General features: G+C 67.8%; 12 protein-coding genes and 1 pseudogene. 7 read left to right on the forward strand and 6 right to left on the reverse strand.

Annotation, left to right across the window (positions count from 1 at the left end; all coding sequences use genetic code 11):
- Positions 1-133: pseudogene (locus H7841_10990) on the forward strand (OmpA family protein).
- A 983-nt stretch (positions 134-1,116) separates the two neighbouring features.
- On the opposite strand, the gene H7841_10995 reads toward H7841_10990, so the two are convergent.
- Genes H7841_10995 through H7841_11005 form a run of 3 tightly spaced genes read right to left on the reverse strand, consistent with a single transcriptional unit; the run spans position 1,117 to position 3,381 of the window.
- Positions 1,117-1,980: a prephenate dehydratase gene (locus H7841_10995; GenBank protein MEO5337402.1), complete on the reverse strand. Its 864-nt coding sequence runs from the start codon at positions 1,978-1,980 to the stop codon at positions 1,117-1,119.
- Between the two features lie 14 nt (positions 1,981-1,994).
- Complete coding sequence (locus H7841_11000; protein MEO5337403.1) at positions 1,995-2,738, reverse strand: 3-deoxy-manno-octulosonate cytidylyltransferase; 744 nt, start codon at positions 2,736-2,738, stop codon at positions 1,995-1,997.
- A 16-nt stretch (positions 2,739-2,754) separates the two neighbouring features.
- Positions 2,755-3,381 carry an ABC transporter substrate-binding protein gene (locus H7841_11005; GenBank protein ID MEO5337404.1) on the reverse strand — a complete coding sequence of 209 codons (627 nt, stop codon included), beginning with the start codon at positions 3,379-3,381 and terminating at the stop codon, positions 2,755-2,757.
- Between the two features lie 173 nt (positions 3,382-3,554).
- Between H7841_11005 and H7841_11010 the strand changes: the two genes are divergently transcribed.
- From H7841_11010 to H7841_11035, 6 genes are all read left to right on the forward strand, one after another.
- Positions 3,555-4,175 carry a carbonic anhydrase gene (locus H7841_11010; GenBank protein ID MEO5337405.1) on the forward strand — a complete coding sequence of 207 codons (621 nt, stop codon included), beginning with the start codon at positions 3,555-3,557 and terminating at the stop codon, positions 4,173-4,175.
- Between the two features lie 107 nt (positions 4,176-4,282).
- Positions 4,283-4,447, forward strand: a complete 165-nt coding sequence (locus H7841_11015; protein MEO5337406.1) for a hypothetical protein — start codon at positions 4,283-4,285, stop codon at positions 4,445-4,447.
- A 77-nt stretch (positions 4,448-4,524) separates the two neighbouring features.
- On the forward strand, positions 4,525-5,418 hold the full coding sequence (gene metF, locus H7841_11020) for a methylenetetrahydrofolate reductase (protein ID MEO5337407.1): 894 nt from the start codon (positions 4,525-4,527) through the stop codon (positions 5,416-5,418).
- Between the two features lie 11 nt (positions 5,419-5,429).
- On the forward strand, positions 5,430-8,894 hold the full coding sequence (gene metH, locus H7841_11025) for a methionine synthase (protein ID MEO5337408.1): 3,465 nt from the start codon (positions 5,430-5,432) through the stop codon (positions 8,892-8,894).
- 196 nt (positions 8,895-9,090) lie between these two features.
- Positions 9,091-10,359 (forward strand): DEAD/DEAH box helicase, encoded by a 1,269-nt coding sequence (locus tag H7841_11030; protein ID MEO5337409.1) that lies wholly within the window; start codon positions 9,091-9,093, stop codon positions 10,357-10,359.
- 67 nt (positions 10,360-10,426) lie between these two features.
- A complete protein-coding gene (locus H7841_11035) occupies positions 10,427-11,038 on the forward strand; it encodes a hypothetical protein (protein MEO5337410.1) in 612 nt (203 codons plus the stop codon).
- On the opposite strand, the gene H7841_11040 is transcribed toward H7841_11035, so the two are convergent.
- From H7841_11040 to H7841_11050, 3 genes are read right to left on the reverse strand one after another with little or no spacing between them, the layout of a single operon-like run.
- Positions 11,018-12,574: a SpoIIE family protein phosphatase gene (locus H7841_11040; protein ID MEO5337411.1), complete on the reverse strand. Its 1,557-nt coding sequence runs from the start codon at positions 12,572-12,574 to the stop codon at positions 11,018-11,020. The genes H7841_11035 and H7841_11040 overlap by 21 nt on opposite strands.
- A 1-nt stretch (position 12,575) precedes the next feature.
- Positions 12,576-13,484: a response regulator gene (locus tag H7841_11045; GenBank protein ID MEO5337412.1), complete on the reverse strand. Its 909-nt coding sequence runs from the start codon at positions 13,482-13,484 to the stop codon at positions 12,576-12,578.
- A 28-nt stretch (positions 13,485-13,512) separates the two neighbouring features.
- On the reverse strand, positions 13,513-13,821 hold the full coding sequence (locus tag H7841_11050) for an STAS domain-containing protein (GenBank protein ID MEO5337413.1): 309 nt from the start codon (positions 13,819-13,821) through the stop codon (positions 13,513-13,515).
- Positions 13,822-13,839 lie beyond the last annotated feature (18 nt).

Genomic DNA, 13,839 nt, shown 5'->3' on the forward strand with positions numbered 1-13,839 from the left:
TCCCGCTCCGGTGGCGCCGCCCGCCGCCGCTCCGCCGTCCATGGAACAGGCGCTGGCCAAGCTGGACCGGGCCGCCAGCCTTCTCGATAAGCCTACCCCGGCCGAACCGGTTGCCCCGAGCCCCGCCGCAGCCGTCGAGCCCCCGGCCTCGCCCGCCGCCGAGGGGCCGAACCTCTTCAAGAAGCTCGGCGAATTCTTCTCGCGGCAGGCGGCGCCCGATCCTCCGCCGGCCTCCACCGTGGCGACCGATCCTCCGGTGCCCGCCGCCACCCAAGTACCGGAGCCGCCGAAGCCGGCGGCAGTAACCGCCTGGGTCGGTCAGAACAAGGCGCCCTTCGATCCCGACAAGGCCGTCGCCACCGCCGCGCCCCTGCCGCCCGAAGCCGTCCCGGCCCCGCCGCCGCCGCCCACACCGGCCCCACTTCCCGTCGGCGCGCCGGAACCGGCCAAGCCGGCCGCAAGCCCTCCCAAGGCGACCCAGCCGCCGCTCAAGGGCATTCCCCTGACGCTGGGGCGGTCGCTCATCCTGGGCCGCATCAAGGATTCCGGCGACGCCACCGCCTTCTGCCTTTCCAAGAAGGCCTGGGCAGGGACCTATTGCGTGGAGGCTGCCGACTGGCCCGAGGCGGTCAAGCCCCTGTTTGCCCAGCAGACGCCCCTTTACTCGGGGGCCAAGGCGGTGGTGCGTTACGACGACGACCGGGCGACCCGGTACCATGCCCAATTTCCCTCCCCGGACATGGTCAAGGTCGTGGCTTACCTGGAGGCGCTACTCGGGCCGCCCACCGAGGTTCCCGCACCCAAGACCGCTTGGCTGGGGGCTGTCCGCGAACCCAACATCCGCTATCTCTGGGTCAGCCAGGACGGGGCGGGCAAGCCGGAGGCCATTCTGGACATCCGGCGCTACGACGATACCTCGGCGACCTTCCCCAGCAGCCAGTTCGGCTCCCTGCAGCTCTACCGACCCGAGGCCAAGGGAATTTTCGACGAACTGCAATCCATGGATCTGTCCCTCCACGCCATCGCCCGGAACCGCCAGGCGGTCCAGGGGGACAAGCCGCCCGCGGCGGCGGTCGCGCCGCCGCCCGCCAAGCCGGCGGCCAAGCCCCGCAAGGGTCAGGACTCGTCGGGTTCGGCGGTGAAGCGGTAGGGGTGGGCCGGGTAGACGCCCAGGATCTTGACCTCGCGGCTGAAGAACCTGAGTTCCTCGAAGGCCAGCTTCATCGGGTGGTTTTCGGGGTGTCCTTCGACCTCGCAGTAAAACTGGGCGGCGTTGAAGTGGCCGCCCACCAGGTAGCTTTCCAGCTTGGTCATGTTGATGCCGTTGGTGGCGAAGCCGCCCAAGGCCTTGTAAAGCGCCGCCGGCACGTTGCGCACCCGAAAGACGAAGCTGGTCATCGTGCGGCCCATCTTGGGATGGGGCAGGACCAGGTCTTGGGCCATGATGAGGAACCGGGTGGTGTTGTGTTCGGCATCCTCGATGTTGGCCTTCAGCGATTCCAGGCCGCAAAGCGCGCCGGCCAGTTCCGAGGCGATGGCCGCCTGGGTGGGATCGCCCTTTTCGGCCACCATGCAGGCCGCCCCCGAGGTGTCGGCCGCCACCACCGGCGTCACCCCGAGTTCCTTGATGAGCTTGCGGCACTGGTTGAGCGCGTGCACGTGGCTGTGCACGTGGGTGACCTTGGCGATATCGGCGCCCTTGACGCCCAGCAGGTGGTGATTGATGCGCAGGAAGTGCTCGCCGATGATCTGCAATCCGGAATCCGGCAGCAGGTGGTGGATGTCGGCCACCCGTCCGGCCACCGAATTCTCGATGGGGATCATGGCCAGTTGGGCGCGGCCGTCGCGCACCGCCTTGAAGGCCGTCTCGAAGGACTCGCAGGCGAGCGGCTCCATCTCCGCGCGGACGTGGCGGCAGGCGATCTCGGAATAGGCGCCGGGCCGGCCCTGGAAGGCGATGGTCTTTTCGGGTTCGGACATGGGATGGCCGTCGTTCAGGGGGCGAGCAGGCGGCGCGCCCGCTCCAGGTCGCCCGGAGTATCGACACCCAGCGGAACCGTGTCAACGAGGGCGGCATCGATGCGCATGCCGCTTTCCAGGGCGCGCAGCTGTTCCAGCTTCTCGCGGCGTTCCAGCACCCCCGGTTCCAGGCCGACGAACCGTGCCAGCGCGTCGCGACGATAGGCGTAAAGCCCGATATGGTGATAGAGCGGCCCATCGCCCCACGGCACGGCGGCGCGGCTGAAATAAAGCGCCCGCCCGATATGCCTGCCGGGAAGAAACCCTACCGCGGCCTTGACCACGTTGGGATCGCTCTTTTCGTCTTCGATGGCGATGTGGGCCACCAGGGTGGCGATGTCGACTCCGCCATCCTTCAGCGGTTCCAAAGCGGCCCGCACCAGATGGGGATCGAGGGTCGGCAGGTCGCCCTGCAGGTTGACCACGGCGTCGTAGCGGCCTTCCGGGTCGACCTTTTCCAGGGCTTCGAAGATGCGGTCGGAGCCGGAGGGGTGATCCGGGCGGGTCATCACGGCCCGCCCGCCGGCCGCCTCGATGGCCTGGGCGATCTCGGCCTCGGCGCAGGCGACGACCACCGGGCCCACTTCGGCCTCCATGGCGCGGCGCCAGACCTGGACGATCATCGGCTGGCCGTGGATGTCGGCCAGCGGCTTGCCGGGCAAGCGGGTGGAGGCCATGCGGGCCGGCACGACGACGATGGGATTGAGACGCGTGTCCATGGCCCGTCCGTCGGCCCTACTTGGCGTCTCTCAAAGCCGCGGTCTTGTCGCGCAGGACCTCCAGCAGGCCGGAGATCTTGCCGCCCTTCTGGCTGACGATGGAGGCGAATTCCGAGCGCAGGGTGGCGCTCATGGAAGTGCCTTCCACCAGCACGTCCATCACCTTGGTGACGTTGTCCTTGCTGGCGATGCGCCAGGCGACGTTGATCGGGTCGCCCGGATTCTTGCGCATGATGTGCGAAAAGACGGTGACCGCGCCTTCCTCGCCCGGGGTGCTCTTCTGGATCTTGAGGGTTTCGCCGCTGTAGTTGGCGAAGCGATCCACGTAGGTCGCGATCATCAGGTCCTCGAAGAGCTTCTGGTACTCGTCCTTCTCGGCATCGGTGGTTTGGCCCCAGTGCTTGCCCAGCACCCAGCGGCCGATGGACTTCACGGCGAAATGCTCGTTGAACATCTTGCGGAAGCGGGTTACCCGCTCCTGGCGCGAAATGTCCGGGATGGTCAGGGACTGCACCGCCTGGTCGGCCAGGGAGGCGACGAAATCCTCGGCGTGTTTGGTGTCGCTGGCGGAAGCGGCCAAAGGCCAGGCGGCGGCCAGCAGGGCGGCGGCGAACAGGCGCAGCAACGATCGGCGAACCAACATGGCGGACCCCTTCTCGAAAGACGCTGCTGCTGCCTACCACAAGGAAGGCGAAAAAAAAAGCGACGGGAATCACATTCCCCTGCGCGTCGCCCTTTCCCGACGTCACTTGGCTTGACCTTGCCGGTGCGAGTGGACATGCTTGTTGCGGTTGCGAAGGGCGGAAGGAACGGACCGTGGCGGTGATCGGGCGGCTGATCGCGGGATTCAAGGGCTTCCGGGCCAAGTACTTCGAGCAGCGCCCCGACCTGTTCGCCGATCTGGCGGCACGCGGCCAGGCGCCGGGTGCCCTGGTGGTAGCCTGTTCGGATTCGCGCGTCGATCCGGCCATCCTGCTGAACGCGGAGCCGGGCGAACTCTTCGTCGTCCGCAACGTGGCGAACTTGGTGCCGCCCTATCAGCCGGACGGCCATTATCACGGCACCAGCGCGGCGGTGGAATTCGCCGTCCGCGACTTGGGGGTCCGGCATGTGATCGTGCTGGGCCATTCCCATTGCGGAGGCATCGCCGCGCTGCACCGGACCGTCACCGGTGCGGAACCGGAACGCGAATTCATCGCCCCCTGGGTATCCATCGTCTCCGGGGCGCTGGAGTCAGCCCATGGCGCCGCCTGCGGCCTGAACCGGCTGGAACAGGCGGCCATTTGCGTCTCGTTGTCCAACCTGAGGACCTTCCCTTGGGTCACGGAGGCCCTGGCCGGCGGCACCCTTGCGCTGCACGGCTGGTGGTTCGACATGGGCAGAGGGGAACTCTGGGCCGCTGACGAGTCTCAAGGGGTCTTCAACCGGCTGGCCTGATTATTTCGCGTCCTTGAGCGAGGTGGTCTTGTCGCGCAGCACCTCCAGCAGGGCGGAGATACGGATCGTTGATGGACGCCCAACCGGCGCGGGCGCATAGTAAAGCCATGACGGCCGTGCCCTTCGATACCCTGGAACTCGCCCGCCGCTTGCGCGACCAAGTGGCGACCAAAGCCGACCTGATGGACCTCGAACACCGGCTGACCATCAGGCTGGGGGCCATGCAGGCCGTGTTGGTGGCCCTGGTCGCCGCCTTGGTCAAGCTCTTGTAGCCTGCCGCTTTCGCAACCTCGTCATCCATGCTATCACCGCCCGCGATCGAGATCCCGACAGGCGAGAAGGCGGAAACATGGCTTCGAACGCGGCATCCCTCCTGGTGGCGACTCCCTTGCCCCACGACGTGCGGGTGTCGTTCGAATTCTTCCCCCCGAAGGACGACAAGGCCCAGCAGGCGCTCTGGGAATCCATCGAGCGCCTGGGCCCCGTCAAGCCGGCCTTCGTCTCGGTAACCTACGGCGCCGGCGGCTCGACGCGCGAACGCACCCACGAGACCGTCCGCCGCATCCGCCGCGAGACCGCCCTGGAACCCGCCGCCCACCTGACCTGCGTCGGCCACAGCCGGGCCGAGGTCGACGCCATCGCCCGCCAGTACTGGGACGACGGCATCCGCCATATCGTCGCGCTCCGCGGCGATCCGCCCGAGGGGGCGACAAGGTACGAACCCCATCCCGAGGGCTACGCCTATGCCGTCGACCTGGTGAAGGGCCTGAAGGAAATCGCCGACTTCGAGATCAGCGTCGCCGCCTATCCCGAGGTCCATCCGGAAGCCCCCAGCCCTCAATTCGACCTGGACAACCTGAAGCGCAAGGTGGATGCCGGGGCCTCGCGCGCCATCACCCAGTTCTTCTTCGATCCCGCCGTCTTCCTTCGTTTCCGCGACAAGGCGGCCGGGGCCGGCATCCAGGTTCCCCTGGTGCCCGGCATCCTGCCGGTCAGCAACTTCCGCCAGGTCATCAAGTTCGCCGGGCTTTGCGGAGCCGCCGTGCCGGGCTGGATGCACGATCTGTTCGACGGCCTGGACGACGACGCGAACACCCGCAAGCTGATCGCCGCCACCGTGGCCGCCGAACAGTGCCGGGCCTTGCATGCCGAAGGCGTCAAGGACTTCCACTTCTACACCTTGAACCGCGCCGACCTGGCCTTCGCCATCTGCCATATCCTGGGCGTGCGGCCCAGCCGTTAGGGAGCCCCGCCATGGCCCATATCCAAGACGTCCTCAAGGACCGCGTCCTGCTTTGCGATGGCGGCACCGGGACCCGCGTCCAGGCCCTTGACCTGAAGGTGGAAGAAGACTTCTGGGGCCACGAGAACTGCACCGACATCCTGGTGCGGTCCCGCCCCGACGTGGTGATGGGCGTGCACCGCGCCTATTACGAGGCCGGCTCCGACATCGTGCTGACCAACACCTTCGGCGCCTCGCCGGTGACGCTGGGCGAGTTCGGCCTGGAGAAGGAGGCCTTCGGGCTGTGCCGGGAAGCCGTCGGCTTGGCCCGCCAGGTGGCGGAGGAATTCAAGGACGGGCGCGAGCGCTTCGTCTTCGGCGACATCGGGCCGGGCACCAAGCTGCCCAGCCTCGGCCACATCCCGTATGACGCGCTGGAGGCCAGCTTCGCCGTCCAGGCCGCCGGTCTGATCGCCGGCGGCGCCGACGCCATCCTGATCGAGACCTGCCAGGACCCCTTGCAGATCAAGGCCGCCGTCAACGGCGCCAAGCGCGCCCGCGCCGAAGCCGGCAAGGATACCCCGATCTTCGTCCAGGTGACGGTGGAAACCACGGGCACCCTGCTGGTGGGCAGCGACATCGCGGCGGTGGCCACCGCCATGATGGCCCTGGACGTGCCCTTGCTGGGCATGAACTGCGCCACCGGCCCGCAGGAAATGGCGGAACACGTCAAGTGGCTGGGCGAGAACTGGCCCGGCCTGATTTCCGTGCAGCCCAACGCCGGCCTGCCCGAGGTGGTGGACGGCAAGGCCTGCTATCCCCTGGGCGGGGAGGAAATGGCCCGTTGGATGGAACGCTTCGTCGTCGAGGACGGCATCAACATCGTCGGCGGCTGCTGCGGCACCAACACGCCCCACATCGGCGCCATCGACGCCATGTTGCGCCGACTGGCCCCCGCCGGTTCCCATCGTCCGGCACCGAAGGCGCGCAAGTCCGCCTGGACGCCGTCCGTCGCCTCCCTCTACGGCCAGACGGCGCTCCGCCAGGAAAACGCCTTCCTGGCCATCGGCGAACGCTGCAACGCCAACGGCTCCAAGAAGTTCCGCGACGCGCTCGCCGCCGAAGACTGGGACACCTGCGTCGCCATGGCGCGCGACCAGGTCAAGGAAGGCTCGCACACCATCGACGTCTGCACCGCCATGGTTGGGCGCGACGAAATCCGCGACATGACCGAGGTGGTGAGCCGCATGCGCGGTTCCGTCACCGCGCCCGTGGTGATCGATTCCACGGAACTGCCGGTCATCGAGGCGGCGCTGAAGCTTTACGGCGGCAAGGCGATCCTCAATTCCATCAATTTCGAGGACGGCGAGGAGCCGGCGGCGAAGCGCCTGGAACTGGCCCGCAAGTACGGCGCCGCCGTCATCGCGCTGACCATCGACGAGGCCGGCATGGCGAAGACGGCCGCGGAAAAGCTGCGCATCGCCCGCCGTCTTTACGAGTTTTCGGTTAACAGGCACGGCCTGCCGGCGTCCGACCTGATGTTCGATCCGCTGACCTTCACCGTCTGCACCGGCAACGAGGACGACCGCCGCCTGGCCCTGGAGACCCTGGACGCCATCGCGGCCATCGCCAAGGAAATGCCCGAGTGCCAGATCGTCCTGGGCTTGTCCAACGTCTCCTTCGGCCTGAAGCCGGCGGCGCGCACGGTGCTGAACTCGGTCTTCCTGGACGAGACGGTGAAGCGCGGCATGACCGGCGCCATCGTCCACGTCTCCAAGATCCTGCCGCTGCACACCTTGCCGGAAGAAGAGGTGAGGACGGCGCTGGACCTGATCCACGACCGCCGGCGCGAGGGCTACGATCCCCTGCAGGCCTTCATCGCCCTGTTCGCCGACCGCGCGGCCGGGCCGGCGGTGGCGAAGAAGCGGGCGGAAACGGTCGAAGAGCGTCTCAAGCAGCGCATCGTCGACGGCGACCGCCAGGGGCTGGAGGACGATCTGCTCGAAGCCTTGAAGACCCATGCGCCGCTCGCCATCGTCAACGACATCCTGCTGGACGGCATGAAGACGGTGGGCGAGTTGTTCGGGTCCGGCAAGATGCAACTGCCCTTCGTGCTGCAGTCGGCGGAAACCATGAAGGCTTCCGTCGCCCTGCTGGAACCCCACATGGAAAAGACCGACGGCTCGGCCAAGGGCACCCTGGTGCTGGCGACCGTCAAGGGCGACGTGCACGACATCGGCAAGAACCTGGTCGACATCATCCTGACCAACAACGGCTACAGGGTGGTCAACCTGGGCATCAAGCGGCCGGTGCAGGACATCATCGCCGCCGCCAGGGAGCACAAGGCCGATGCGGTCGGCATGTCGGGTCTGCTGGTCAAGTCCACCGTCATCATGCGCGAAAACCTGGAGGAAATGGCCCGCCAGGGGCTCGATGTGCCCGTCCTGCTGGGCGGCGCGGCGCTCACCCGCAAGTACGTGGAGGAAGACTGCCGCGCCGTCTATCCGGGCGGCCGGGTGGGCTACGCCCGCGATGCCTTCGACGGGCTCGACCTGATGGACAAGGTCCTTGGCGGAACTTTCGCCGCCTCGACGCCACGCCCGCGGAAGGCCGCCGCGGCCATCGATCTTCCGGCCACCCCGATGCGGCCTGTCGACTGGGAAGAAGTTGATTTGCGCCGCGCGGAACTACGCAAGGCGGTCGCGGTGCCCCGGCCGCCCTTCTGGGGCGCCAGGCTGGTGGAACGCATCGAGCCCAAGGCGCTGGTGCCCTTCCTCAACGAGACCATGCTCTACCAGTTCCACTGGGGCTTCAAGAAGGCGGGCCGGTCGCTGGACGAATGGAAGGCCTGGGCGGACCTGGAGGTGAAGCCCGTCCTCAAGCGCATGCTGGACCTTTGCGCCGCCGGGGACATCCTCAAGCCCCAGGCGGTCTACGGCTATTGGAAATGCGCCGCCGACGGAAACGAGGTGGTGCTGTTCGAAGAAGACGGCACCACCGAAGCCGCGCGCTTCGCCTTCCCGCGCCAGGCCGGCAAGGACGGGCTTTGCATCGCCGACTTCTTTCGCGCCGTCTCTTCCGGCGAACGCGACGTCATCGCGCTCCAGGCGGTGACCATGGGCGCCAAGGCATCCGATGTGGCGCGCCAGTGGTTCGCGGAAGACCGCTACCAGGACTATCTCTACCTGCACGGCCTGTCTGTGGAAATGGCGGAGGCGCTCGCCGAATACGTCCACAAGCGGATCAGGGGCGAACTGGGCTTCGGCCACGAGGACGCCCGCGAGATGGACAAGCTGCTCAAGCAGGGCTACCGGGGCTCGCGCTATTCCTTCGGCTATCCGGCCTGCCCGGACATGGCGAACCAGAAACCCTTGCTGAAGCTGCTGGGGGCGGACCGCATCGGGCTGGTCATGGACGAAAACGACCAACTCCACCCCGAACAATCCACCGCCGCCATCGTGCTGCACCACCCGCAGGCACGGTATTTCGTGGTGTGAGGAAGCGGTCCCCGCGCATTTTCTTGCCCTCCGCTGTGGAATCCTGTATCAAGGGGCGTCACCAAGGTCGGCTGTATGACCTGCTGGCTGCCCAAGGCGGCCGGAACAGCGACTTCCTGGCATTGCGGACGTCATATCGGCGGGGGTTCGACCCCAGGCCGGTCCGCAGGCCTTTCGAATGAAAGAACTCCGCAAGATGACCAATTTCTCCGGGCTCGGCCTTATCGAGCCCCTGCTGCGCGCCGTTGCCGCCGAGGGCTACGAGGCCCCCACTCCCATCCAGGCGCAATCCATTCCCCACCTTCTGGAAGGCCGCGACCTGCTGGGCGTCGCCCAGACCGGCACCGGCAAGACAGCCGCCTTCGTGCTGCCCCTGCTGAACGACCTGGCGTCCGCCGAGGGGCGTCCAGGCCCCCGCGAGGTCTTCAGCCTGGTGCTGGCCCCGACTCGCGAACTCGCCATCCAGATCCATGATTCCGTGCGCACCTACGGCCGCTTCCTGCGCCTGCGCAGCGCCGCCGTGTTCGGCGGCGCCCCCATCGGCAAGCAGATCAAAGCCGCTGCCACGGGCTTGGATGTCCTGGTGGCGACGCCGGGCCGCCTGAAGGACCTGCTCGACCGCAAAGCCTTGCGTCTCGACCGGGTGGAGACCTTCATCCTGGACGAGGCCGACCGCATGTTGGACCTCGGCTTCATCAACGACGTGCGCAAGATCGCCGCCCTGCTGCCGCGCGAGCGCCAGACGGTGCTGTTTTCCGCCACCATGCCGCAGGCGGTCGCCAAGCTGGCCGCCAGCCTGCTCAACAACCCCGAGCGGGTCGAGGTGGCGCCGCAGGCGACCACGGCGGAACGCATCGAACAGCGCGTCCTGTTCGTCCAGCGCGACAAGAAGCGCAATCTGCTGAGCCGCCTGCTGGCCGACGACGCCGGCATCCAGCGGGTGCTGATCTTCACTCGCACCAAGCACGGCGCCGACAAGGTGGCGCGCTGGCTGGACAATGACGGCGTGTCGGTGGACGCCATCCATGGCAACAAGGCGCAGAACGCCCGCCAGCGGGCCCTCGACGGCTTTCGCAGCGGTCGCCTGCGTGCCCTGGTGGCGACCGATATCGCGGCGCGCGGCATCGATGTCGATGGCGTGACCCACGTCATCAACTTCGACCTGCCCAACGACCCGGAAAGCTATGTGCACCGCATCGGCCGCACGGCGCGGGCCGGCGCGGCGGGCATGGCGATTTCCTTCTGCGACGCCGAGGAACGCCCCTACCTCCGCGATATCGAAAAGATCATCCGCCAGGCGGTGCCGGTCCATACCGACCATCCGTTTCACGACGACAGCGGCGCCGGCGGCCACCTGAAGGCGGCCAAGGGTGCCGGCGGCCGTCACATGCCGGCCCCGCCGCGCGGCGGCGACCGCAACCGGGGGCGGCCCGGCAACAACAACCGGCGGCGCCAAGCCGCCTGATGGCGGTCAAGGTGCCGGACGGACGGACCTTCTAGCACTGGGGGCCTTCGCAACCACGGAGGCCCCCATGGACTACCCCCCCTTTTTCGACGACGTCCGGCGCATCCGCATGCGCGATCCGCTGCTCGCCTTCCTGGGCGGATCGGATAGCGGGATCGTCGAGTATTCCTACCGCGACGCGGTGAAGCTGGCCGGGCATTCCTGTCCGACCGTGGCCGGTACCTGGCTGATGCTCGCCAAGGGGCTGGAGGCGCTTTACGGCCGCGAGGTTCCCGAACGCGGTGCCATCCGCGTCGCCCTTCCCGATTCCCGCGACCAAGGCGTCGCCGGGGTGATGGCCAACGTCGCAGCCCTGGTCACCGGAGCCACGGCCAGCGATGGCTTCAAGGGCCTGGGCGGCCGGTTCGACCGCCGCGACCTGCTGTCCTTCGGCCAAGGCTTCGCGGGCGACCTGCGTCTGGCCCGCGTCGATACGGGGGCGGCGGTTACCCTTACCTATGCGGCTTCCGCCGTGGTGCCCCCGGCGCCCGAGATGCAGGCCTTGCTGCGCACCTTGCTAGGCGGTGGCGGCGGCGAGGCGGAGCGGCGGGAATTCGGGCGGCTGTGGCAGGAGCGCGTGCGCCGCATCCTGCTGGATTGCGCCGACGATCCCCGCCTTCTAACCGTGACGCTTTCGTAAGCAGCGGACCGCCGTCAGATCATCGGACAACGGGCGGTCGACCCCGGCGAAGAAGGGTGCGAGCAAAGTCTGCAACGGCACCCGGACGCCATGGTCGCGCACCGCGTCCCGAACCAGATCGACCACTCCCTGCCGGCCGAGGGCCCGGCCCTTCTCGCGCCCGCATTCCAGCAGGGCGTCGCTGTAGAGGAACAGCAGACCACCGTCCGGGAAGGGCACCCGGCGTGTCTCGTACCGGACGTTCTTGGTCACGCCGACCGGCAGGCCGGAGCCGTCGATGGCCCTCACCGCGCCACTGGCCGGATCGGCCAGCAAGGGGCGCGGTGCGGCGGCGGCCGCATAGCATAGGGTTTCCTCGGCCACGTCGATCACGCCGTAGAACATGGTGGCGTATTGGCCGGTGGGCAGCAAGGCGGCCATGCGGCGGTTGAGGGCCTGCAAATAGTCGCCCGGCTTGTCCAGGTCGGCGGCCAAGGTATCGAGCACCGTATGGAGGCGGAAGGTGTTGAGGGCGGCGGTGACTCCGTGGCCCGAGAAATCGGCCATGTAGAGGGCGAAGCGGCGGTCGTCGATCGGCTTCAGGCCCCAGATGTCGCCGCCCAGTTCCGACGAGGTCTCGAAATGGGCCTCGATGGCGACGCCGTAGCGCTCCTCGACGGCCTGGATTTCCTCGGGTGTCGGGAGCATTTCCTCCTGCATGACGCGGGCGGCGCGCAGGTCTTCTTCCACCCGGACCCGGAAGTCTTCCAGGGACTCGTGGGTGTCCATCAGGCGTTCGTGGACCTGGGCCAGGCGCAGGCTGTGGCGCACTTCGTGGGTGACGTCGGTTCCCGTGCCGGCATAGCCGAGAAGGGTGCCGTCCGGGCCGAAGCGGGCCTCGCCCTCGATGCGCAGGGCGGCGGGACCGCCGGTCCGGGTCGGCAGGCCGAACAGCAGGTCGCGGAAAGACCGTCCGCCCGAGATGTCAGCCCGCAGGCGGCTCCAGAAATCGGCCGGCTGCTCGAAGAGATCGAGGTCCCAGAAGGTGCGTCCCAGGGCCCGAGCGGCATCCAGGTCGGTACGGCCGCGCAGGCCGTCGGAAAACCAGACGAAGCGGGAATGGGCATCGGCCTCCCAAAGGAAGCCGCCGGGGCCGGCCGGCAGGACGCCCAGGGCCTTGGTGCGGTTCTGGCGTCGGCGGACCGCCCGCCGATGGCCGGCCGCACCCAGGAGGAAGGCGGCGGCATCCAAGATGCCGGTCTCTTCCGCCAGCAGGAAGTCGGTGGCCCCGAAGGCGAGCGCGCGCAGGGCCTCCGCCTCGCCGCTACGTACCGTCCAGACGATCACCGCGGCATCGGGGGCAGCCTCGGCCAGCTTGGCCACCGCATGGGCCAGGGGGGTCAGGCCGGTGGCATCGGCGACCACCACCGCGAAGCCGCCGACCGTCGCCTGGGCGATGGCCTCGTCGAGGCTTTCGGCGAGGGTCGCCGGCAGGCCGCGGAAAGGGGCCGGAATATCGGTACCGACGGCCAGAAGGGTGGGAAGGTCGAATGTCATGTCAGCCAGCCTTCTCCGATGGCGTCATGACGGTCGCCACGACCTCGTTGCCGCAGCCCCGGTATTCCAGGGAATCGAAGCTCATGTTGCGGGCCAGGGCGATGCCGCGGCCGTGGCTGTCGAAGACCCGGCGCGGGTCCATTTCCAGATACTTGCGCCAATCGAATCCCACCCCCTGGTCCTTGACCGTAATAGCGATGCGGTCGGGCTGGCGCTCGAACAGAACCTCGACGGCCTTGTCCCGGTTGGCCGGTGCGGCGAGGCGGGATTCCACTTCCTGGTCCAGGCGTCGTTCGGCGATCAGGGTGGACTTTTCCTCGTAGGTGATGCCCAGGTTGCCATGTTCGACCGCGTTGGCCAGCAGTTCGGACAGCCCGATGACCCGCTTGCGCGGGTTGGGGCAGGCGGCGGCCAGCACTGCCGCCAAGTCGGCCCCCTGCTTCATGCTGCGGAAGCGGAACAGGCTGGACTGCATGAGGCCCAGCACCTGGGTGCGCTGCTCGACGTCGCGACGCAGGCGGCAGAAGCGGGCGTAATCCTCCACCGCCGCGGCGGTGATGGACAGCAAGACGGCCGGCTCGAAGGGCTTGGTCAGATAGTAGAAAACGCCGGCCTTGATGCCTTCGACGATTTCCTGCTGGCTGTCGGCGGCGGTCTGCATGATGACCGGGATCGACGACAGCTCGGCGTCGGCCTTCATGCGCCCCAGCAACTCCATGCCGTCCATGTTCGGCATGCGGCGGTCGAGCAGCACCACGTCGACGGTATCGCCGGCTTGGCGCAAGAAGTCCCAGGCCTCGGCACCATCCGACGCGGTCGATATCTCGTAGCCCATCGCCGCGAGCTGTCCGGACAGCAATTCGCGGTTCAGGCGGTTGTCGTCGACGACCAGGGCCTTGATGGCGCCCATGAGGTTCTACCGAAATGGAGGTAGAGAATCAGCGGGCGAGGATGGGGAACAGGGTGTCGAAACAGGCCAACTCCAGCATTTCCTTGACCGCGCCTTGGGGGCGGGCGAGGGCGACGCTGGCGCCGTTCCTTTCCGCCTGCTCGCGCAACGTCAGCAGCATCCCGAGGCCGGCCGAGTCCATGAAGGTGAGGCCTTGGAAGTCCACCTCGATGGTGGTCGGGCGGCTGACGAAGACGCGGGGCAGAAGGGAATCGAACTCGTTGCGATCGGCGGCCACGAGCTGGTCGCCGATCTGCAAGACGGTCTTCCCGCCATCGGTCTTGATCTCGTATTTCATGGAACGGCCTCCTGAGTT

Source organism: Magnetospirillum sp. WYHS-4, from assembly GCA_039908345.1.
Classification (GTDB): Bacteria; Pseudomonadota; Alphaproteobacteria; order Rhodospirillales; family GLO-3; genus JAMOBD01.